This window comes from Agrobacterium sp. 22-214-1, assembly GCF_053522465.1.
The window spans coordinates 612,364-632,559 of sequence record NZ_JBNWCK010000003.1; the positions used below are offsets into that span (position 1 = coordinate 612,364).

Here is a 20,196-nt window from a genome sequence, read left to right on the forward strand (position 1 = left end):
GGTGGCGTTATGCTCGATATTCTCTTCATCGGCCTCAGTCTGGGCTCGATCCTTCTTTTGGTGGCGCTCGGTCTCGCCATAACCTACGGCGCCATGGGCGTCATCAATATGGCCCACGGCGAAATGGTCATGATCGGCGCCTATGTCGCCGTGCTCTCAGGCATCTGGCTGAAAACAAGCCTGCTACTCGCAATACCGTTGGCTTTCGTCGTAACCGCAGTGCTTGGCCTGGTCATCGAACGGGTGGTCGTGCGTCGGCTCTACGGCCGTCTGCTCGACACGCTTCTCGCCACCTGGGGCATTGCCATCCTTTTGCAGCAAGCCGTAAGGCTCGAATTCGGCCTCACATTTTTCGGCATTCACATCGAAGGCCTTGGCGCCGGATTGCAAAATGTGGCGGTGCCTTCCTATCTTCAAGGCACGTTCAGGCTCGCCGGGGCCGATATAAACGCCTACCGCACCTTCATCATCGCGGTGACAGCCGCGCTGACGCTGGCGACATGGTTCATTCTCTACCGTACGGCAGCAGGCATGCAGGTACGGGCCATCATCCGCAATCCAAAAATGGCTGCCGCTTGCGGCATCGATGTGAAACGCATCAATGCCCTGACCTTCGCCTTCGGTTCCGGTCTTGCCGGCGTCGCCGGCGTGATGATGTCCGGCTTCAAGACCGTTTTCCCCGACATGGGGACGACGATGGTCGTCGACGGTTTCATGGTCGTGGTGACCGGCGGCGTCGGTAGCCTTTTCGGCACGGCCCTGTCTTCGGGCCTTCTGGGTGAAATCAACGCGCTGGTCGCCATCGGCACGAACGACATTCTGGCACGCGCCGTCGTGTTCGGGGTCGTCATTGTCGTCATTCTCGTCAAGCCCAGCGGGCTGTTCTCGTTCAAGGGGCGCTGATATGAGCATCGAACGAAAATTCCAGATCGCCGCCTACGCCATTTTTATCGCGCTGATCTTTGCAGCGCCCGTTTTCGGCGACGAATTCTGGCTGAACCGTATTTCTAAATATCTGGTCTACGGCATGCTCGGCGTCGCCATTGCGCTGACATGGGGATATGCGGGCATTCTCAATCTTGGCCAGGGACTGTTCTTTGGTCTTGGCGCCTATATGCTCGCCATGTCCCTGAAGCTGTCGAGCATGACCAGCCTGCAACAGGGCTCCGACAAGCCGGTCCCGGATTTCATGCTCTGGAATGCCGAACCCGGCGCGCCAACGGAACTCTGCTGCATCAACAAGGGCTCCTTCCTCTGGCTTCCCTTTCAAAGCCAATCGGTCGGTCTCGTGCTCGGCATCCTGCTTCCCGTGTTGATAGCCGGCGCACTCGGCATGCTCGTTTTTCGCAAACGGATTTCCGGTGTCTTCGTCTCGATCATTACATTGGCGCTGGTCCTGCTCGTGCGTCTGGTGATGGTTGATGCACAACCGGTGACGAACGGCTTCAACGGCCTGACGGATCTCGGCTGGCTGACGATCGGCGGCATTGAATTCGACCCTTACAGCCGGGCAACCTATTATCTGTGTGCCATATGCCTGTCGCTAACGCTCATCGGTGCGCGTCTTGTCGTGGAAACCCGTGCCGGCATGATCCTACAGGCGATCCGCGACGATCAGGTTCGCGCCCGCTATCTCGGTTTCGATGTCTCGCTCTACCAGGTGTTCTTCTTTGCCATTTCAGCCGGAATAGCCGGCGTTGCCGGTATGCTATACGTCGTCGTCGCGGAGTTCGCCTCGCCGACCTTCATGGATCTTTCCTTCTCCGTGACGATGGTGGTTTGGGCTGCCGTTGGCGGCCGCTCCTCCCTGCTCGGTGCCTGCATCGGCGCGATCCTCATCAACATGATCGAGGCTGAGGTCAGCGAAACCGAAGCACTGGTCGAGGCGTGGAAAGCGATCATCGGCCTCATCTTCGTTCTCGTCGTCCTGTTCATGCCGCGTGGCCTTGGTGGCGTGGCGCATGATGTGCTGCGGCAGTTCATCCGCCGGGTCAAACCGGGTGTGGCATCTTCATCGTTGCAGCAACAGAGCGAGGCATTGTGATATGAGTGCAATCGCATTGACCATCGACGGTCTCAGCGTCGATTTCGGCGGTTTCAGAGCCGTCAACAATGTCAGCATCACCGTCGGCGATGGTGAGTTGCGGGTTTTGCTCGGCGCAAATGGCGCCGGCAAGACGACCCTGATGGATCTGATCAGCGGCAAGACGCGCAGTACCCAGGGTAAGGTCTTCGTCTACGACACGGACATCACAAACTGGCCGGAACACAAAATCGCCCGTGCAGGGATTGGCCGAAAATTCCAGATTCCCAGCATTTTTCGCGATCTTACCGTGCGACAGAATCTGGAGGTGGCGAATTGCCGAAATCCCTCCGTTTTTGCCAACCTCCGGTTTGGATTTTCGCGTGCGGAAGCAGAGCGCGTCGATGAGGTGCTCGCCCTCACAGGCCTTGAAGCAGAAAAGGACATGACGGCCGCGTATCTCAGCCATGGCCAGACGCAATGGCTGGAACTCGGCATGCTCATCGTCCAGGATCCAAAGGTCGTTCTGCTGGACGAACCGACAGCCGGCATGACCCAGGCCGAGACCCGCAAGACGGCGCAGATCATCAAAAACCTCAAAGGCCGCCACACCATCCTCGTCGTCGAGCACGACATGGGGTTCGTGCGTGAAATTGCCGAGCGTATCACCGTTCTCCATCTGGGAGAGGTGCTGGCAGAAGGAAGCGTCGGGGATATCGAGAACAATCCGAAAGTCCGCGAAGCCTATCTCGGTTCGAAAGGAATATCCTGATGCTGACATTGAAAAACGTGGACAGCTATTATGGCCGCAGCCACATCCTGCACGGCGTCACGCTCGATGTTCCAACCGGCAAGGTGACGAGCATTCTCGGCCGCAACGGCACTGGCAAAACGACCCTGTTGAAAACGCTGATGGCGCTGACCGACCGCATGACGGGCGAAATGCACCTGCAGGGAAAAGACATCGCCTCCTCCCCGACGCACAAGAGAGCGCGGGCCGGTATCGCCTATGTCCCCCAGGGCAGGGAAATCATTCCCGATTTCACCATTCGCGAGAACATCCTGATGGGCGCATTCGCGCGGGCCGATGGCAAACGCGAAATTCCAGCACTGGTGCCGGAGCTCTTTCCGTATCTCATGGCCAATCTTGATAGACCGGGCGGCGTGCTTTCGGGCGGCCAGCAACAGCAGCTCGCCATCGCCCGGGCTCTCGCCGCGGATCCGAAGGTTCTGCTTCTCGATGAACCCAACGAAGGCATCCAGCCCTCGATCGTCGAGGAAATCGAAAAGATCATCATCCGGCTCAATCGCGAGATCGGCATGACGATCATCCTCGTTGAGCAGAACGTCGCATTCGCACGGCACGCATCTCACCACTTCGCCATGCTGGAGAAGGGAAGCGTGGTTGCGGCCGGCGCCATCGACATGCTCTCCGACGCGCTCGTTCATCGGCATATGGCTGTCTGAAAAAGACAAATCCTTCAATAAAGACAATGGGAATAATCATGACATCGATAAAGAGCTACACCGCCGCCGCCATCCAGTTCGAACCGACAATGTTTGAAAAAGAACGCAATATCACCCGGCTGAAAGCCCTTTGCGAAGAAGCGGCGGAGGCGGGCGCACGCCTGATCGTCACGCCAGAGATGGGCACGACCGGTTATTGCTGGTTCGACAGGGCGGAAGTCAAACCGTTCGTTGAAACGATCCCCGGACCGACCACTGATGTTTTTCAGGCCATTGCCCGCAAGCATCGCTGCTACATCGTCGTCGGCATGCCGGAAGTCGATCCAGCGAGCGACCTCTATTACAACACGGCCGTTCTGATCGGTCCGGACGGCGTCGTCGGCCGGCACCGCAAGTCGCATCCCTATATTGCCGAGCCGAAATGGGCTGCGAACGGCGATATCGTGCACGAGGTGTTCGAAACGGAGATCGGCCGTATTTCCATGCTGGTCTGCATGGATCTGCATTTCTTCGAGACGGCGCGGCTGGAGGCCTTGGCCGGCGCCGACATCATCTGCCATATCTCCAATTGGCTGCAGGAGCGCACCCCGGCGCCTTACTGGATCAACCGCGCCTTCGAAAACGCCTGCTATGTCATCGAAAGCAACCGGTGGGGACTGGAACGGACCGTGCAGTTCTCCGGCGGAAGCTGCGTGATCGAGCCGGATGGGACGGTCGCCGCATCGATCGATACGGGCGATGGAATAGCCTATGGGGCAATCGATCTTGCCCGCGCGCGCCGCCGTGAGGTCCTCAGTGAACCGGTTTTCAAGTCGCGCCGGCCCGAGCTTTACATGAACATGATGACCAACAGTTTCACCTGGAACCCCGGTGACTACTTCCGCCTCTACGGCTATCAGCCAATCCCGCGCGGACGCACCTCCCGTGCCGCCGTTGCCCAGTTCGCCCCTACGTCCGTCATTGCCGACAATATTGCCCAGATCACACGGCTGGCGACCGAGGCGAAGGCGACGGCAGCGCCGGACATTCTAGTGTTTCCGGAACTGTCGCTGACCGGGCTGGAGTCCCCCCAAACCCGGGCGGAACCTCTTTCAGGCCCAACGGTATCGACCTTCGTTCGTCTGGCCATGAAACTCGGCTTCTATCTCGTCGCAGGGTTTGCCGAAGCGGACGGAGACAGGGTCTACAACAGCGTGGTCCTTGCCGGACCCGAGGGGCTGGTGGGCAGCTATCGCAAGACGCATCTCGGCGTCGCCGACAGCTGGGCGACGGCGGGCGACGAATGGAAAATCTACGATCTCGCCATCGGCCGGTTGGGTCTCGCGATCGGGCACGACGCGCTTTATCCGGAAGCCATCCGTTCGCTGTCGCTGATGGGCTGCGATCTGGTGGCCTGCCCTTCGGCAATTGCCGGCACTTTCACCGGCAGCCACGCGGGAACGAAAATCCCGCACAACTATCCCATCCCGAAGGGAGCAGACCCCTTTCACTGGCACGCTCTGCGGGTTCGCGGCGGCGAGAACAACGTCTATTTCGCCTTCGCCAATGTACTTGATGAGCCACGGGGATATCTTGGCAAGAGCGCGGTCTTCGGGCCGGATTCCTTTGCCTTTCCGCGTCAGGAATCGGCCATTCTCGATGAGGAGGGCATTGCCGATGCCGCCGTCGATACCACCAATCTCGACACGCCCTATCCAACGAACATCGTCAGACGAAAGGACCTTGTCGTCATGCGCCAGCCGCATCATTATCAGCCTCTCGTCAAATGGCATCAGTGAAAGGTCGGCAGGATGTCCGCATTCACGTTCGCAACCGTCCCGCAGATCATTGCGGGACCGGGCTGTATCGCAAGGCTTTCGGAGCTGAGGAGCATGCTCGGTCCGCGCGTTCTGGTGATTTCGGACGATGGGGTCGTCAAGGCGGGGCTCGTTCAGCCGGCGCTTGCCAGCCTTACAGAAGCCGGCGCCGAAACATCAATCTTCACCGGCGTTGTCGCTGATCCGCCGGAAGCCATCATCCATACGGCTGCCGCACAGGCGGTGACGTTTGGCGCAACCGGTGTGCTGGGCATCGGCGGCGGCTCGTCGCTCGATGTCGCAAAGCTTGTGGCGCTCATTGCCAAAAGCGGCGAAGCGCTCGACACTATCTACGGCGTTGGCAAGGTGACGGGGGAGCGTCTGCCGCTGGTGCTCGTGCCGACAACGGCCGGTACCGGATCGGAAGTCACGCCGATTTCGATCATCACCACGGGCGAACACCAGAAAAAGGGCGTAGTATCACCCGTACTTCTGCCAGACGTGGCGCTTCTCGACGCGAACCTGACCATCGGACTTCCTCCCGCCGTGACCGCGGCGACGGGAATTGACGCAATGGTCCACGCCATCGAGGCCTTCACGTCCGCCAGTGCAAACAACAATCCCGTTTCCCGTGCCCTTGCCAAAGAAGCCCTGCGGCTTCTCGGAGCGAATATCGCGGTCGCCGTCGAGGATGGAACCGACCTTGCCGCCAGACAGTCGATGCTGCTGGGTGCAATGCTGGCGGGGCAGGCCTTTGCTAATTCGCCTGTCGCTGCCGTTCATGCTCTCGCCTATCCGATCGGAGGCCGCTACGGCGTTGCCCACGGTCTTTCCAACAGTCTGGTACTGCCGCACGTCTTGCGCTTCAACGCGACGGTGTGTGGTGATGCCTACGCGGAACTGGCACCGTGTCTCTTTCCTCACCTTGAGTCTGCCGATCAGAACGGGCGTCTCTCCGGTTTCATCGACGGACTGACGATGCTGCCAGTACGCCTTAATCTTCCCGTAAGACTGAGGCATGTCGGAATTCCAAAGGAGGGAATTCCTCTGCTCGCGGAAAGTGCGATGGAACAGACCCGCCTGCTGGTCAACAACCCGCGTACCATGTCGCTATCGGATGCTGCCAGTATCTACGAGGTTGCCTGGTAAGCATGGCAGTGCACACGTCACATGAGTTATAGCCATCCTTTCCATAACTCACATCATCAAAATATTGAATTACCATACAAGCACCACACGGAGATATCTGGCGCGATTGTTATCGCAGCAACTTCGCGAGACCCTTAGCCAATATTGGTCCGGTCGGCCGCCCGGTCGGAGATCCGCCAGCGTCTTCCAGAGTGATCTCGTAGAGCTGGTCCCCCCTTTGGTGTTGGCAATTCCGGAACAGCCAGACGTGCCGAGCGCGCACCGTCGATGAGGCCGAGGGAAACTGGTCCTCTGTCTTTGGATGGCAGGGTCCAGACCTGAATCGCCTTGTCCCTGGGATGTCGAAGTCGGCCAGCTTGTTCACCTGCATGATCAATGAGGCTCGTCTCCCGAGCAGCGAAACAGCCCAGGGTGGTGACAATGGGGAGAACAGCGACGCCCTCCGTCGTTCACCGCCTTAATGTTTGCATTTACAAGCGGAGGGACGCAGAACGCGGAAAACCGATCTCACATCTTCGGGAACATCGTTTGACCACTGGAGTTAGGGGCGCTTCAACCAAGAGGAGAAGCACGATGCCCCGTGGCGACAAGTCTTCCTATACGAACAAACAGAAGCGCAAGGCCGAGCATATCGAAGAAGGATATGAGGATCGCGGCGTCGGCGAGAAAGAGGCCGAGCGGCGTGCCTGGGCCACCGTGAACAAGGAAAGCGGTGGCGGCAATAAATCGGGTTCCGGTCGCGGTCATGCCGAGAACCACGCCTCTTCCGAAAAGGGTGGCCGCAAAGGTGGCGAGGCCGCTGCTGCAAGACCGAAGGCAGAGCGATCCGCTTCCGCCAAAAAGGCAGCCGCCACCCGCAAACGCAATGAGCAGCACGCCCAGCACTAAGCGGGTCTGCAGCAAGGATTTATCGTCAGGAGGAGTTACCGCGATGAAAGTCCAGGAAGTCATGACGCATGATGTGCGCGTCGTGAATGCGGAAGAAACCATTCAGGAAGCAGCCCGCATCATGGCGGAAATCGATGCCGGTGTCCTGCCGGTCGGCAAGGAAGGAAAGTTGGTGGGAATGCTCACCGACCGCGATATCGCAATTCGCGCCGTTGCCGAAGGCAAAGGTCCGGACACCAAGGCGAGCGACATCATGTCCAGGGAAGTGAAATACTGCTTCGATGACGAGGATGTGGAAGATGTCTGCGGCAATCTCGGCGACCAGCAGATCCGCCGTATCCCCGTCCTCGACCGCAACAAGCAGCTGGTGGGAATCCTGTCCCTCGGCGATGTCGCCGTGGAAACCGACGGCACCGGCGTGGGCGAGGCATTGGCCGCGATCTCCCGTCCCGGCGGGACCCATAGCCAGTCGGGCGTGCAGCCGCATTAAACCTATGGCCCGGGGCCTGTTTTGACAGAACCCCGCCGATTAGATCATCACCGGCGAGGGCTGCACTCCTCCCCGGGGCAAGCCGCTGTGCGGCAACGGGAGCACCAGATGGACGACAATCACGGCGCCAATCATGAGGGGAAAGCCCACGCCGCCAGCCATCCCTATGCGGCTTTCGCCCTTAACATGGTCCTCAGCCTGGTGGTTATGTACCTCGTCATGTTCTCCATGATCGATGGCTGGGGCGACTTCCGGAACAATTTCAATATGGTCTACATGGCTCTAACCATGGTTGCGCCGATGGGCATCCTCATGCTCGCGACGATGGATGGGATGTATCCGAACAAGCGGCTGAACCTTTTTCTCCATGCCGGTCTCGCCCTCCTCTTCGTGGCGGCTTTCACCGGCACGCGTAACCAGACCCTGATCGGCGACCGACAATTCATTGCTTCGATGGTTCCCCATCATTCCGGCGCCATTCTCATGTGTAGAAATGCAAAGATCACCGATCCGGAACTTATGGCACTCTGTGCGGAGATTTCCCGCGGCCAGCGCGCAGAAATCGAGCAAATGAACGCAATCGACGAGCGCCTCCACGCAAAGATCGGCGGGCCTTCGAGATGATCGGCCGGCGTCTCTGGCAGCGCCTCTTGACGTCGCCGCGTCGTCATCCGGCGTCCCGCGGCATGGCGCGTCACAGGAGTTCCGGGACTTAATATCGCGTAGAAGCGATTTTTTTGCTGCACGGCCCCGCGCCCTCCTTCGGGGCTTCGCGCGATAGGGGCCAAAGGGGAGTGCACGTGCGTCTATCGCGATTTCCCGAATTCCTTGCGAAGCTCGCCCTTCGCATCTTCCAGCACTTCCTTTCGTTTTCCGGGCAACGTCCGGCCAGCACGGTTGATGTAAAACACCAGCATCGACATTGCAGACCGGAAAGGGCTGGTCTTGCGCCTGGAGGATTGTTCCGCCGAGGCTTTCAGCGAACGTGCGATCTGCGAGGGATCGTCTTTGGTGAAGACCTCCTTATCAAGATCGAGCGCATCGCTTTCCCTCGTCACCTTCTGTGACCACTTCTTTTTCTTTTTTGCCTTTTTCATCGTTCTTCTCCCGGCGGATCATTATTTTCGTTCGGGGTCATGGGTGTGGTGACTGTCACGCTCACCCCCTCCCCCGGAAACCCTGCTCTTTGAACGTTTGTCGTTGTCTGCCGCAGGTTTCTTGATCTCCGGCGGGGCCTTTGCGTTTTCATGGGAAGAGCCCGGCCCGCCCTGCCGAATGCTTGCCGGTGTTTTCGTCGAGGTGGACATTTATTCCTCCTGTCGTCGGGTGGCAGCGGACAAGCCGCTGGCCTATTGGTCGTCGCGGGTTTTCATCGCATCGGAAACACGCTTCTTCCGTGGGTCCTTGAGGTTTTCACCGACAGCATCCCGATCGTGCTCGGGGTCGTCCGTGGGTTTCATGTAGCCTCTGGGTCGGCTTTCCTTCGGCCCTTCCCATCGCGGCGATTGGTCGGTGGTGCCGGGAGCGCCGTCTCGTGGAGAATTATTGGTCATCATTGCCTCCGGTTGGGTTTCAACGCTCCCCAACCACTTTGCTGCGGCAATGTTCCGCAAAGACCGGGCGGCAACAGGGGGATTTTTTTCGAAACAATTGCACGCTCCACTGGTTAGGCGATCCAGAATTCAAACCGAGGGAACAGACGATGACGGATAAATCCGGAAAAACCGATCGCATCTCCAGAATGGCGCATGAGCAGCAGCAGGACTTTCTCCGACGCTCGTCCCTGCAATTCCTGGAATGCGCCATTCATCTATGCGCGACGAATATGAGCATTTCCGAACTTGCCGCACGGCTTGAGAAACAGGCGCAATATTTGCGGCAGTTTGGCTAGGAACAGGCCACTTCATGCGTCAGCGGCGACCATCTTTTCTTGGGAAGACCCGCCATGCCAAGATTTTTCTTCAATGTAATCAGCGGTAAAAACGTCCTTGATGACCCGGAGGGAAGCGAGCTCCCTTCCCTCGACCAAGCGATCGAAGAGGCGCGCAAGGACGCCCGCGCCTTGATGAGCGAGGCGATCCTGCAAGGGCGTGACATCTCCGAAGGATGCATCATTATCCGTAACAAGCAGCATGACTTACTGAAAGTCGTCCGTTTCACCGACGCGCTGGATCGAAAGGACTGAAAGGGCATCGTCCGTCCGCATACGGGCCATCAGTGTTTCATATTCTCTTTCGGGGACGCCGTAAGTCATGTCGGCGACGTCTTCCAGTATACCGCGATTGACGATCCGGACATTTCCGCGGCTGGCGCGAATGGCATGAATGCCTTCGAGAACATGCAGCTCGTTGGTAATGCCCGGCCGCCGCACCCCAAGAACGGTGGAGAGAAACTCATGGGTGATCGGCAGATCATCCGTATCGAGGCGGTCATGACACATCAGCAGCCAGCGTGCGAGCCTTTCCCGCAGACCATATTGCCCATTTGCAAGCACAAGCTGGCCGGCCTGAAGCAGGCAGACGTTGATATAGCCCAGCAAAAGCTCACGCAGGCGCGCGTCTTCCTCCATTTCCCGCCGTATTTCAACGGCCGGAATCAGGAAGCCACGACCGCCCACGCCCATGATGGTTTCGTCCGGTGTGGTTTCCGCGCCCAGCAGAACGGGCCAGCCGGTGATGCCCTCTCGCCCAACAAGCACGGCTTCAATGCTCTTGCCGCCGTCATCATGAACAACCGTCGATGCAAGACCGGTTTCGATAAAACAGAGATGAGAAATGGGCTTGCCAGCGGCAACGAGCCGATATCCCGCCGGCAGATCCACGGGCTCCAACCGGGACGCAAGCTGCGACAGGCGTTCTGTGCCGAGGGTCTTCAACAATCGGTTATAAACAAGAAAATCTGATCCAAGCATAGCGGTTCGCCCGGTTCGCCCCTCTGCTCGAAAACATCAACCTGCGGCAGTCATATTAGCAGCGGAAAATCCCATGAAAACAGTGAGTACGTTTCCGTACGAATTGGTAGAACGGATCGTTCTGCACCGCAGAATGGCCGCAAGTTCAAATTTTGACCCATTTTTCAGGCAGCATCATACATCGAAACCCGGCCATTGGGTATGTGGACCCCAACCGTCAAGGAAGGGGGAGATGGCCGTATCAGCGGGGAGCTACCGCCTTGGCACGAAGCACGCGCAAAAACCGTCCGCCACCCGCCTTCCAGCCCGAAAGCGCCGGCGCGCCCTCACTTCGCGCTTTGCGCAAGGAAGCGGAAAGCTGTGAACGATGCGATCTCTACAGGCAAGCCACCCAGCTTGTTTTTGGCGACGGCGACACCCGGGCGCGCGTTGTCCTCGTCGGCGAACAGCCCGGCAATGAAGAAGACCTGAAAGGACGGCCTTTCGTTGGTCCGGCCGGTCGCCTGCTCGACGAATGCCTCAAAGAAGCGGGTGTGGATCGTTCGCAATGTTATGTGACCAACGCCGTAAAACATTTCAAATTCGAGCAGCGTGGGAAACGACGTCTGCATGCCCGCCCGAACGGCGGGGAGGTGCAGCGCTGCGCCTGGTGGCTGGGTGCAGAATTGCGGCTTATCGAGCCAGACCTTATCGTGGCGATGGGCGCCACGGCCTTTTACGCGCTGACGGGACGCGCAAGCGGCGTGACGAAGGAACGCGGGCATGTTCTTTTGACGGCGGGCGGCACACGCCTTCTCGTCACCATCCATCCGTCTTATCTGCTGCGCCTTCGCGATCGGCAGGAGGCGGATCGACAGCACCGCGCCTTCGTCTCCGACCTGCATAAAATAGGCGAAATCCTTGGCGCGACGAAGTTAGCGTAACCGGCCTGCTGCAATCGCGCCCAATGTCAGGAACAAGCTTTTCCCAGCGTGGTTAGGTGCGACCGAACAGGGAGGCTTGAACACCATGGAAAAGAGCATCGAATACCAGATCATCGCGCATGAAAATGGGTGGGCCGTTGTCGTTTCTGACGTCGTAAGGGCTGTTTACCCCAGTCGCCACCTGGCTTTGGCGGCTGCGAAGCTGCTGGAGAGCAATGTGGTCCCGACGCAGGAGGCGGAACGCCTTGCTGCGACCGCCCATCTGACCCTGACCGACACCACGGCGCCGAACCGGTTGCTCACCTCCCTGCAGTTGATGGTGGCCGTGCCCTATCAGGTGGATATTCCCTTGCGGCGAAGAAGCGAAGAAGTCTGCTTTCCATCGATCGGCGGCCTCGATCTGGCAGCCGGCAAAGTATAGACCGGATGGCGGGCCGGCCTCGCCTCACACGGCGCGGCCGGGATGTGTTCCTGTCAGAAAATAGAGTGCAATCGCAACAGCGAGCGCGAATATGACCAGCGTGTAGACCATCATGGTTTTCCACGTCCGTTTGCGCCCGCGAAAATCACCATCGTCTATGCCGATGGGCGAGAATTTCGAATCGAGCCTTTCGCTCAATGGTCTGTTCATGTCTTGCTCGGGCCTGATACTTTCGCGCGGCGCGTTAGCCATGTCCTCATTTTTGGCGTGCATCGGATACTCCCTCATGTGCCACCGCGCCTAACCCCATCCATCCGCAATTGTTCCGCAGCACGAAGCTTGCACCATCAGATCATTACCTCTCGAATTCGAGCATTGGCCGCTGTTTTTCAGGATCAATTTCTGACACTGCAGCACTCCCCTCGCGCTTATTTGATAAATTCCGCCACCATGCGGCTGAAATCATCTTGCTCTGGCGTTATGGTGGGGGAACAGGCACACGCATGCCGATGGTGTGCGAGGAGTAAAGCATGCAGACCGTTAAACGCCTCACCATCGCAATCATCGGCATGACAGATACTGTTACATCGGAAATCCGAATGGCGTGGTTTCATGCCCAGATCGGCCTGGAGGGACCCTACTCCGCCAGCTTCATAGAAAGTGAAGACGCTCTCAAATTTGCCGCGGCGATTATTGACGTTCGTTACGAGGCGGACGTCATGCTGCGTCTCACCGAGCAACTGGACGAAGAGGCAATTCCTTATCTTTTTTTCGTGCCAGAGACGGTTATTGACAGCGAGCCGGGACCTTTTGTCCTCTCCGGACGTTCGGAAGACATCGAAAACATTGTTTCCGCTTTGATGGCGCAAGGAGGGGGCATCAGACATTAAAGCGAGGCACGTGTTATGCTGAAGCAAGCCGAGGGCCATGGCGAAGCGAACTTTCTGCTTTCTCTTCTGCCAGATGACATCAGGCGTGAAGTAACGGGCGTCTGTAAGCCCATCAAGCTCGCATTGGGCGATGTGTTGATATCCGCCGGCGCGCCCGTCGAACGTGTTTTCTTTTTGTCATCCGGCATTGCCTCCGTCGTGGTCGTCACCAAATCGGAACGCAAAACCGAAGCGGGACTTGTCGGGAGAGAGGGATTTGTGCCGACAGGGGCGGTCGCTGGCGCGGAAACAAACCTGACCGAAATCGTGGTACAGGCTCCTGGCGAAGCCCTTTTCATGGACATGCGGTCGTTTGAAGCGCTTCTTGAAAAATATCGGGTCTTTTTCGACATCCTTGTCTGTGCCCTGCACATCTCAAGAACGCAGGTGGAATACACGGCGTCTTCCAATGCCACCCAGTCCGTAACGGAGCGGCTCGCCCGATGGCTCCTGATGTGCCACGATCGGGTAGAAGGCAATCATCTGCCACTGACCCACGACTTTTTGTCCACCATGCTGGCCGTAAGGCGCGCAAGTGTAACGGACGCCCTCCACGTTCTCGAAAGCCATGGGTTCATTCGTTCCGAAAGGGGAAGAATTACGATCAGGAACCGCGAGATGCTCGAGACCTATGCGCGCGATCTCTACGGTATGCCTGAAGAGGAAAGCAATCGTGTATTCGCCCGCTTTCTGCCCGAATACCAGTCCGAAATCCCGCTTGGCGACCTCGTCATTGTCGAAAGCAGCGGAATTCGGTAGACGGGACGGTCTTCCCAACCGGCGTTCGGTACGCTTCCGGACATTTACGTTTGGCCATTTCCCTATAGTATGGATTCATCTTCCCTCACGCTGTGAAATGCAGGACGCGTTTCAAGGAGGTGAAATGTACGCCAATCACGAGTACCAGAGTTCCGGAATTTTTCTGAACGAAGACATCAACATCGTTAAGACAGCCTACGAGAATGTTCTGTCCGCAGAACGCGACCCGGCTTTGTGCCGGGCAGACGTCGCCCGCTATGTCCTGAAAATGTATGATCGCGGCGTTGTCGATCCCCTGAAACTTCAGCGGCTGGCAACTCTCTATTTTCGAACCAAATTGCTTGTCGGCTGATTTTCCAGCCTTACGCGTTATCTCTCGCCTTGGTCTCAGGTTCGATGACGTCTGGAAGGGCGTCCCTCTGCGGTTTCGGAAAATCGCGTACCTCGTCACGCCCAAGGGCAGAATGATGCGTTCCGGTTTCCCATTCATCCATCCGTGGCGCCACTCGCCTGCAATATGAAAGGCGTCGACGGACGGGGGAACAAACCTGCGCAAGCATGGTTCGGGTCGCTCCACTGAACTCATGCCGCACGAGGTACAACATGACCAGGAAAACACTCCCCATTCCAGAAGAGAACAGAAGCCAGCAAGGACCCGGCGACAACGACCGTCTGAACACGGAAGAAGCCTCCGCCGTCAAGGAACAGAAGGTTTCAACCCAGACCGGGAGGCAGGCAAACATAAAGATAAACACGACACATCAAGGTCACCAGCAGGACAGGTAGCGCCCGCCTGTCTACGGCAGGTGGCTGGCTGTCACCAGCACTCAGTCCAGATTTCGACGTAGCGACTCCCTCGCCCTGTTGACGCGGCTTTTGATGGTGCCCACCCGGCAGCCGCAGATGGCGGCGGCATCGGAATAACTCGTCCCTGCCGCCACGAGCAGCAGAGCTTTCTTCTGGTCCTTGTCGAGATGACGGATAGCCCGCATGACCTCCTGATGCTGCACACGCCATTCCTGGCTGGCAGGGGTAGACATGGATTGCTCGATACCGACCGGCAAGCCGACGCATTCACGCCTCGACACCTTGTAGCGGGTGCAGAACGTGTTGCGCAAAATTGTGAAGAGCCATGATTTCAACGCCGTGCCGGGGGTAAAACCATGCAGAGCCCGAAGCCCCCGCAACATCGTCTCCTGAACGAGATCGTCAACATCCTCCTCATTTCTGACGAAGCGGCGCGCAAAAGCCGTCAGGGCCGGCGCCAACTCCGCAATACCGATGCGCAACACCTCCAGCTGCGCTTCACTCAATGTGTTTCCGGAAACTCCACTCACAGCGTGCTTGGCCATTTTCCCATCCTTTCACCATGGGGAAATGTCCCGGCAGACGCTTGGTTGCTGTACGCCAACGTACAATGGCGAAATCAATGAGGATTTCGACGGCGTCGATTGGAAAACCGCAGGCACGCGCGATGCTTTAGATAGGAGTTGGTTTCAGACCTCATCCGCGCGCCCGGGCGGTTGCCTCCGCCACCTCTGTTCGATCATGCGTGCCGCGTTCTTTCTCGCCTGTTCCCGGTCCCGGCGGCTTTCTTCACTATCACCGGAACGGGCATCGTCAGTACCGGGCTCCGGCTGGGTGTCCTTGTCGGGTAACCGCAGCGTCATGGAGAGGTTCCGATCTTGCTGAGGCATTGAGGGAACAGCGGTGCTGTAAAACTGTTAGGGAGGGATCAAGGAGGACGTCATGAACAAGAACGACAAGCTGAAGCAAATTCACAAGGACAGCGAACCGCAATTTGCGCGCGGGAAGAAAACCTCGAAAAACAACGGCGTGGCGAGCGCGAAGCCAAGGGTTATCACCGGTTCGGACGACGCAACCGTCAACAAACTGCCGCCCGGCGTCAAGAAACCCGAGAAGGACTGGGATTTGAACTACGACGAACGGGATACCAGCGATGGCAATTTCCAGGGTTAATCCGGCCGCACACCACAACCTTCACCGAGCCAGGTCCTCGATCGCAAGTTCGATGGATTGTGGCTCGGCGCCTTCTTTTGTCTGCACTCTCAAGACGCTGCCGGTGTTCAGCACGCCCTCCAGAACCGTCCGCTCCCCCACTATGATCTTAATCACCTTGGGACTGGCCGCCTCGATATTGAGGCTGTTGCTGGTTTCGTGATCAACGGTTTGGGCCACGGTGGAGCCTCCGGTTCGTGTGAAGATAGGCGGCCTAACTTCGCTCGGGCAAGCTTGTTCCTTTTCTTCGGTGGAGACATGCGGTGCGCCACATCATCAAAACGGCCTGGAACCTATGTGACAGACCGCTGGCTGCTTCCGCTAATCGCCCGAAGCAATTCTGATATTAGGGTCTCATGAACCGCGGAGCGGATTGCCTGGGAAGCGCCGCAAGGAGGGTCGGCGTATCGCACACCTGCAACTGTGTCGAAAAACGGCCGGACAGCAGCTTCAACGCCGCATCGTGTGTCGCATCCCTTCCGCTACAAAGCGCGTCTTCGACCAGAATGACGTAAAAACCCTGGTCTATCGCTCCCAGAACGGTAGCGAGAACGCAGACATCTGTTTCGCCGCCGGTAATCACCAGGGTTGAAACCCGTTCCTCCCGCAGGAGGTCGCCAAGGCCTCCATGCTGCCAGGGGGAGTACACGCTTTTACGAAAGATACGGGCGGGCGGGATGTAGCGCGATAGCGCTGGTATAACACCAGTCAATTCCGGGGCCAGCGACTGCTGCGTCATCATCGGCCACTTTTCATAATAGGCCCGCCATGCACCGGGGGCCTGCTCGACAGATTTCGGCGGCACAAAACAGGTGAAGATGCATCGGGCGGGATCGCCTTGAACCACAGCCTCCACCTCTTCGCTGATGCGGTCCATCCATTCGACATGCCATGGCGTATCCTCGGCGAAAACGCGTTGCATGTCGACGCACAGGTGCCGCCAGTCTCCCTCGGCAGAAAACTCGATCAATTCCTCCTCCCTATCCGCCGGTCTCACTGTGAGGAGCGGCAACGGGCTTCGATTCCGGCGACCCGCGGAAGCGCAGGAAGATGGAGAGAACGACGAGAACCGCGGTCGAAAGAAACTCCGATTGCCAGTTCTGAAAGGATTCAAACCAGAACTCTACACTTCCCAGATGCGCAAATAGCGTTGTCTCGGGCTCACCGTGCACGGCGGCTTCCACTGCCCCTGCGTCAGCGCTGTATTTCAGATGGAGAACAAAACTGACGATGAAAAGGAAGAACAGCGCCAATCCCAGAGAATAGGAATAGAGGGTGCGGATAAATCCCCCTGCTTTCACCGGCCAGGGCGCCTCGGGATCATCTGCTTTTTGTGCGGGATCTTCGTCCTGCGATGCACCTTTATCGGGGTCTTTGGATTCCGACGAGCCTCTCTGAAAAAGAAACGCGGTCAGCATGACATACGCCGACATCTGGAGGAATTCGCTCTCCCAGTTTTCGAACAGGGCGGAAAGAAAATGGCCGCTCTTTGCGTAGGAAAGAAGCGTCAGGGGCACCGCCTGATGCTGCGCAAGCTCCTCGTTGTAAACAGCCCAGCCGGTCGCGAGCATGCCACCGATCGTCAACAGGGAAGTCAGGACAAGGACAATCGTCAATCCATTGTCGCGAAACAGCCTCATGGTTCAGCCTCGCATGAAAGAGACAACTGCAAAATTGGACGTGCCGCCAATATCAGCGGCACGTCCGCATGACGGCTCACGCCGCCTTGGATTTGGCCTTCACGTTTGCGCGTGCCTGGGCAAGCGACGAGAGAGCCGTATCCGTTGCGCTTTCCTCGCCCAGCGTCTGCTCGAACAGTTTCGCCGCTTCCTTCATGCCGAGTTCGACCGCCCACGTCTTCAAGGTGCCATAACGGGTAATCTCGTAGTGCTCCACGGCCTGCGCCGAAGAAATCAGTCCGGCATCGAGCGCTGGCGAGCCCTTGAACTCCTCCATGATTTCCTCGCCTTCCGAGATAATGCCCTGGATCGCCTCGCAGGTCTTGCCGCGTGCCGGCTTGCCGAGCAAATCGAAGACATTCTGCAATCGCTCCACGTGGACCTCGGTCTCGTCCCTGTGCTTTTCGAATGCCGCCTTTAAATCCGCTGACTGCGCAGCCCGCGCCATTTTCGGAAGCGCCTTGAGAATCTGGCGTTCCGCGAAATAAATATCCTTCACCGTATCGAGGAAAAGGTCTTCCAATGTCTTCTCAGCCATTTTTAGTCTCCTGTTGCTTGGTGGTGAGTGAGAGTGGGTGTTTCACCGTTTATCGACGGGCACGGAGGCCTTGCCGAGTTTGAGCGACGGTTCGCGCGCCCAGACTCGAAGTTTGCCGAGCTCTGACACGAAGGCAGCCAGTCCTCCTTCACCCGGCAATGGCAGCATGCCTTCATCCATGACATCGGCAATTCCCGCTTTTTCCAGTAACGGCAGCGCCGACTGGTCGTAGCCAATGAATTTGCAGTGCTGGGACGCATCGGCGACGAAATCCCGCGCAGTTGCCTCCTTGATCAGCTCATCGATGGCCGCCGCCGATGTCAGCAGCGCCACCGCATCGAAAAGCACCGAAGGCCCGCCATCAATCATGTGATGTGCCTCGACAAAGGTGCCGTCCGACGCCGTTACCCCGCCGACCTTGGGCGCGATAAGCTCGAAGACAGCTTTTTCTGCCTCGACCGCTTTGGTCAGCCCCTTCAGCAGTTTAGCGTCTACGCCGTCGGTAATGAGAATGCCGAGCTTGCGACCCTCGAACCGTTTGGGACCCCGTTGAACGATGCTGAGCGCCGGCGACGGCTCCAGATCCTGACGGGTTGGCATGGCGGCATCCGCCGGTTTCGGCATGGCTTGCAGGCCGAGCTTCTGCGCCACCGTCGCGGCAAGCGTTTCGTCGATATTGAGAAGATGCGCGACCATTCTCTCGCGAATGACGGGAGTTTCTACCTTACTGAGTTCGAAGGTGAGCGCCGATGCGATATGGCGCTGCTCGGGTGGCGTCTGGCTGATGTAGAATTGGCGCGCCTGGCTGTAGTGATCGGCGAAACTTTCCGGCCGCAACCTTGCCTTGGCGCCTTGCTCCTCCGCAGGGAAATGCTGGAATCCACGCGACGGCGATTCCCTTGGCCCTTCCCCGAAGGAATTGGGCTGATAATTCGCCCGTCCGGTCGGATTGCGCATCGCCATATGGCCGTCCTGCTGGAAATGCGCGAAAGGACACTTGGGAGCATTGATGGGCAGATGCGTGAAGTTCGGCCCGCCGAGACGCTTGAGCTGCGTATCGAGATAGGAAAAATTCCTGCCCTGCAGCAGCGGATCATTGCTGAAATCGATGCCCGGCGGCACGTTCTGCGTCATGAACGCCACCTGTTCGGTTTCGGCAAAGAAGTTGTCCGGCATACGGTCGAGGACAAGCCGGCCGACCGGTTTCGGCGCCAATATCTCCTCGGGAATGATCTTGGTGGGGTCGAGAACATCGAAATCGAAGCTATCGGCGAAATCCTGATCGAAAAGCTGAACCTGCAGCTCCCATTCCGGAAAATTGCCGGACTGGATCGCCGCCCAAAGATCGCGCCGGTGAAAATCGGGATCGGCGCCGTTGATCTTGACCGCCTCGTTCCACGCCACCGACTGCAATCCGAGCTTCGGCTTCCAGTGAAACTTCACGAAGGTCGATTGCTCCTTCGCGTTGATGAAGCGGAAGGTGTGCACCCCAAAACCTTCCATGAACCGGAAGGAGCGCGGAATGGTCCTGTCGGACATGATCCACATGACCATGTTCATGCTTTCGGGCGTGAGGCTGATGAAATCCCAGAAGGTGTCATGCGCGGTTTGCGCCTGTGGAAAGGCGCGATCAGGTTCCTGCTTGGCGGCATGGATGAGATCCGGAAACTTGATCGCATCCTGAATGAAGAAGACGGGAATGTTGTTGCCGACGAGATCCCAGTTACCCTCCCTGGTGTAGAGCTTCACGGCGAAACCGCGCACATCCCGCGCGAGGTCGGCCGACCCCTTGTTGCCGGCGACGGTCGAGAACCGCACGAAGGCCGGGGTCTTTTCGCCCGCACGCTGAAACAGATCGGCCCTGGTATGGGCGGCAAGGGATTCATAGGTCTCGAAGTAGCCATGGGCTCCATAGCCACGGGCGTGAACCACGCGCTCGGGGATTCTTTCGTGATCGAAATGGAAAATCTTCTCGCGGAAATGGAAATCATCCACGACAAGCGGGCCGCGAGGACCAACTCGAAGAGAGTTCTGGTCATCCGCTACCGGCCCGCCCTGAGCGGTCGTCAGCACGGGCTCGTCGCCGGCAGCAGTCTGATGCAGTTCGCCGCCGGCTCCCCGAACAAGCTTCTGGTCGTGAATGGTGGCAGTGGCGGATGATGAGGTGGAATCTGGTTTTCTGGCCATGTCAGCTCCTGCAAGGC

28 protein-coding genes and 1 pseudogene are annotated in these 20,196 nt (G+C 58.2%); 17 read left to right on the forward strand and 12 right to left on the reverse strand.

The genetic code is table 11. From position 1 onward, the window contains the following. The first annotated feature begins 9 nt into the window (after nt 1-9). The 6 genes from urtB to ACQZ5G_RS15960 are packed head-to-tail and all read left to right on the forward strand — an operon-like array spanning nt 10 to nt 6,435. Entirely contained in the window at nt 10-903 is an 894-nt protein-coding gene (gene urtB / locus ACQZ5G_RS15935; RefSeq protein WP_448736392.1) for an urea ABC transporter permease subunit UrtB, read from the forward strand. Nucleotide 904: 1 nt separating this feature from the next. Beyond that, the gene (gene urtC / locus ACQZ5G_RS15940) at nt 905-2,044 is read left to right on the forward strand and encodes an urea ABC transporter permease subunit UrtC (RefSeq protein WP_448736391.1); all 1,140 of its coding nucleotides are present in this window, start codon (nt 905-907) and stop codon (nt 2,042-2,044) included. Between the two features lies 1 nt (nt 2,045). Continuing rightward, nucleotides 2,046-2,795, forward strand: a complete 750-nt coding sequence (gene urtD / locus ACQZ5G_RS15945; protein ID WP_448736390.1) for an urea ABC transporter ATP-binding protein UrtD — start codon at nt 2,046-2,048, stop codon at nt 2,793-2,795. Next, nucleotides 2,795-3,490 carry an urea ABC transporter ATP-binding subunit UrtE gene (gene urtE / locus ACQZ5G_RS15950; RefSeq protein ID WP_004433108.1) on the forward strand — a complete coding sequence of 232 codons (696 nt, stop codon included), beginning with the start codon at nt 2,795-2,797 and terminating at the stop codon, nt 3,488-3,490. The genes urtD and urtE overlap by 1 nt, the downstream gene beginning before the upstream one ends. 26 nt (nt 3,491-3,516) lie before the next feature. Beyond that, entirely contained in the window at nt 3,517-5,268 is a 1,752-nt protein-coding gene (locus tag ACQZ5G_RS15955; protein WP_448736389.1) for a nitrilase-related carbon-nitrogen hydrolase, read from the forward strand. 12 nt (nt 5,269-5,280) lie between these two features. After that, nucleotides 5,281-6,435 (forward strand): iron-containing alcohol dehydrogenase, encoded by a 1,155-nt coding sequence (locus ACQZ5G_RS15960; protein WP_448736388.1) that lies wholly within the window; start codon nt 5,281-5,283, stop codon nt 6,433-6,435. Between the two features lie 109 nt (nt 6,436-6,544). Here ACQZ5G_RS15960 and ACQZ5G_RS15965 read toward each other — a convergent pair. Beyond that, nucleotides 6,545-6,773, reverse strand: a pseudogene (locus tag ACQZ5G_RS15965) (anti-sigma factor domain-containing protein); the annotation flags it as partial. Between the two features lie 235 nt (nt 6,774-7,008). Here ACQZ5G_RS15965 and ACQZ5G_RS15970 point away from each other — a divergent pair. From ACQZ5G_RS15970 to ACQZ5G_RS15980, 3 genes are all read left to right on the forward strand, one after another. Next, nucleotides 7,009-7,323 (forward strand): plasmid stabilization protein, encoded by a 315-nt coding sequence (locus ACQZ5G_RS15970; RefSeq protein WP_448736387.1) that lies wholly within the window; start codon nt 7,009-7,011, stop codon nt 7,321-7,323. Between the two features lie 43 nt (nt 7,324-7,366). Continuing rightward, the gene (locus ACQZ5G_RS15975; protein ID WP_004433100.1) at nt 7,367-7,813 is read left to right on the forward strand and encodes a CBS domain-containing protein; all 447 of its coding nucleotides are present in this window, start codon (nt 7,367-7,369) and stop codon (nt 7,811-7,813) included. Between the two features lie 108 nt (nt 7,814-7,921). Beyond that, a complete protein-coding gene (locus ACQZ5G_RS15980) occupies nt 7,922-8,437 on the forward strand; it encodes a DUF305 domain-containing protein (RefSeq protein WP_448736386.1) in 516 nt (171 codons plus the stop codon). A gap of 182 nt (nt 8,438-8,619) precedes the next feature. Here ACQZ5G_RS15980 and ACQZ5G_RS15985 read toward each other — a convergent pair whose 3' ends face one another. From ACQZ5G_RS15985 to ACQZ5G_RS15995, 3 genes are read right to left on the reverse strand one after another with little or no spacing between them, the layout of a single operon-like run. After that, on the reverse strand, nt 8,620-8,910 hold the full coding sequence (locus ACQZ5G_RS15985) for a DUF3175 domain-containing protein (protein ID WP_004433095.1): 291 nt from the start codon (nt 8,908-8,910) through the stop codon (nt 8,620-8,622). A 21-nt stretch (nt 8,911-8,931) separates the two neighbouring features. Next, a complete protein-coding gene (locus tag ACQZ5G_RS15990) occupies nt 8,932-9,120 on the reverse strand; it encodes a hypothetical protein (RefSeq protein WP_080629469.1) in 189 nt (62 codons plus the stop codon). Nucleotides 9,121-9,162: 42 nt separating this feature from the next. Then, nucleotides 9,163-9,366: a hypothetical protein gene (locus ACQZ5G_RS15995; protein ID WP_035237037.1), complete on the reverse strand. Its 204-nt coding sequence runs from the start codon at nt 9,364-9,366 to the stop codon at nt 9,163-9,165. A gap of 149 nt (nt 9,367-9,515) precedes the next feature. Between ACQZ5G_RS15995 and ACQZ5G_RS16000 the strand changes: the two genes are divergently transcribed. Both ACQZ5G_RS16000 and ACQZ5G_RS16005 read left to right on the forward strand, forming a co-directional pair. Beyond that, nucleotides 9,516-9,704, forward strand: coding sequence for a hypothetical protein (locus tag ACQZ5G_RS16000; RefSeq protein WP_377311272.1), 189 nt, complete (start codon nt 9,516-9,518; stop codon nt 9,702-9,704). Nucleotides 9,705-9,758: 54 nt separating this feature from the next. Beyond that, nucleotides 9,759-9,998 carry a DUF6894 family protein gene (locus ACQZ5G_RS16005; protein ID WP_080629468.1) on the forward strand — a complete coding sequence of 80 codons (240 nt, stop codon included), beginning with the start codon at nt 9,759-9,761 and terminating at the stop codon, nt 9,996-9,998. Here ACQZ5G_RS16005 and ACQZ5G_RS16010 read toward each other — a convergent pair. Further along, nucleotides 9,951-10,724 carry a Crp/Fnr family transcriptional regulator gene (locus ACQZ5G_RS16010; protein WP_004433087.1) on the reverse strand — a complete coding sequence of 258 codons (774 nt, stop codon included), beginning with the start codon at nt 10,722-10,724 and terminating at the stop codon, nt 9,951-9,953. The two genes, ACQZ5G_RS16005 and ACQZ5G_RS16010, sit on opposite strands and share 48 nt — an antisense overlap. A gap of 260 nt (nt 10,725-10,984) precedes the next feature. Between ACQZ5G_RS16010 and ACQZ5G_RS16015 the strand changes: the two genes are divergently transcribed. Together ACQZ5G_RS16015 and ACQZ5G_RS16020 are read left to right on the forward strand one after the other, a co-directional pair. Continuing rightward, the gene (locus ACQZ5G_RS16015) at nt 10,985-11,647 is read left to right on the forward strand and encodes a UdgX family uracil-DNA binding protein (protein WP_448736384.1); all 663 of its coding nucleotides are present in this window, start codon (nt 10,985-10,987) and stop codon (nt 11,645-11,647) included. Nucleotides 11,648-11,732: 85 nt separating this feature from the next. After that, the gene (locus ACQZ5G_RS16020) at nt 11,733-12,068 is read left to right on the forward strand and encodes a hypothetical protein (protein ID WP_448736383.1); all 336 of its coding nucleotides are present in this window, start codon (nt 11,733-11,735) and stop codon (nt 12,066-12,068) included. A gap of 24 nt (nt 12,069-12,092) precedes the next feature. On the opposite strand, the gene ACQZ5G_RS16025 is transcribed toward ACQZ5G_RS16020, so the two are convergent. Further along, complete coding sequence (locus ACQZ5G_RS16025) at nt 12,093-12,278, reverse strand: hypothetical protein (RefSeq protein WP_244432149.1); 186 nt, start codon at nt 12,276-12,278, stop codon at nt 12,093-12,095. Nucleotides 12,279-12,598: 320 nt separating this feature from the next. Here ACQZ5G_RS16025 and ACQZ5G_RS16030 point away from each other — a divergent pair, with 320 nt between their 5' ends. The 3 genes from ACQZ5G_RS16030 (at nt 12,599) to ACQZ5G_RS16040 (ending at nt 14,108) form a co-directional block, all read left to right on the forward strand. Next, nucleotides 12,599-12,958 (forward strand): hypothetical protein, encoded by a 360-nt coding sequence (locus ACQZ5G_RS16030; RefSeq protein ID WP_003520657.1) that lies wholly within the window; start codon nt 12,599-12,601, stop codon nt 12,956-12,958. A gap of 15 nt (nt 12,959-12,973) precedes the next feature. After that, a complete protein-coding gene (locus ACQZ5G_RS16035; RefSeq protein WP_448736382.1) occupies nt 12,974-13,756 on the forward strand; it encodes a Crp/Fnr family transcriptional regulator in 783 nt (260 codons plus the stop codon). Between the two features lie 124 nt (nt 13,757-13,880). Next, nucleotides 13,881-14,108: a hypothetical protein gene (locus ACQZ5G_RS16040; RefSeq protein WP_003520654.1), complete on the forward strand. Its 228-nt coding sequence runs from the start codon at nt 13,881-13,883 to the stop codon at nt 14,106-14,108. Nucleotides 14,109-14,583: 475 nt separating this feature from the next. On the opposite strand, the gene ACQZ5G_RS16045 is transcribed toward ACQZ5G_RS16040, so the two are convergent. Next, nucleotides 14,584-15,108: a sigma-70 family RNA polymerase sigma factor gene (locus tag ACQZ5G_RS16045; RefSeq protein ID WP_149741291.1), complete on the reverse strand. Its 525-nt coding sequence runs from the start codon at nt 15,106-15,108 to the stop codon at nt 14,584-14,586. 397 nt (nt 15,109-15,505) lie between these two features. On the opposite strand from ACQZ5G_RS16045, the gene ACQZ5G_RS16050 reads away from it, so the two are divergent. Then, on the forward strand, nt 15,506-15,736 hold the full coding sequence (locus ACQZ5G_RS16050; RefSeq protein ID WP_003520650.1) for a hypothetical protein: 231 nt from the start codon (nt 15,506-15,508) through the stop codon (nt 15,734-15,736). Between the two features lie 21 nt (nt 15,737-15,757). Here the strand turns inward: ACQZ5G_RS16050 and ACQZ5G_RS16055 are convergent, their stop codons facing one another. The 5 genes from ACQZ5G_RS16055 to katE form a co-directional block, all read right to left on the reverse strand. Beyond that, the gene (locus ACQZ5G_RS16055; protein ID WP_377311262.1) at nt 15,758-15,955 is read right to left on the reverse strand and encodes a hypothetical protein; all 198 of its coding nucleotides are present in this window, start codon (nt 15,953-15,955) and stop codon (nt 15,758-15,760) included. Between the two features lie 166 nt (nt 15,956-16,121). Then, on the reverse strand, nt 16,122-16,745 hold the full coding sequence (locus ACQZ5G_RS16060; protein ID WP_448736381.1) for a cysteine hydrolase family protein: 624 nt from the start codon (nt 16,743-16,745) through the stop codon (nt 16,122-16,124). Between the two features lie 10 nt (nt 16,746-16,755). Continuing rightward, nucleotides 16,756-17,415, reverse strand: a complete 660-nt coding sequence (locus ACQZ5G_RS16065) for a DUF6766 family protein (RefSeq protein WP_448736380.1) — start codon at nt 17,413-17,415, stop codon at nt 16,756-16,758. 76 nt (nt 17,416-17,491) lie between these two features. Further along, on the reverse strand, nt 17,492-17,992 hold the full coding sequence (locus tag ACQZ5G_RS16070; protein WP_448736379.1) for a YciE/YciF ferroxidase family protein: 501 nt from the start codon (nt 17,990-17,992) through the stop codon (nt 17,492-17,494). A gap of 42 nt (nt 17,993-18,034) precedes the next feature. Further along, nucleotides 18,035-20,179, reverse strand: a complete 2,145-nt coding sequence (gene katE / locus ACQZ5G_RS16075; protein ID WP_448736378.1) for a catalase — start codon at nt 20,177-20,179, stop codon at nt 18,035-18,037. Nucleotides 20,180-20,196: the final 17 nt, after the last annotated feature.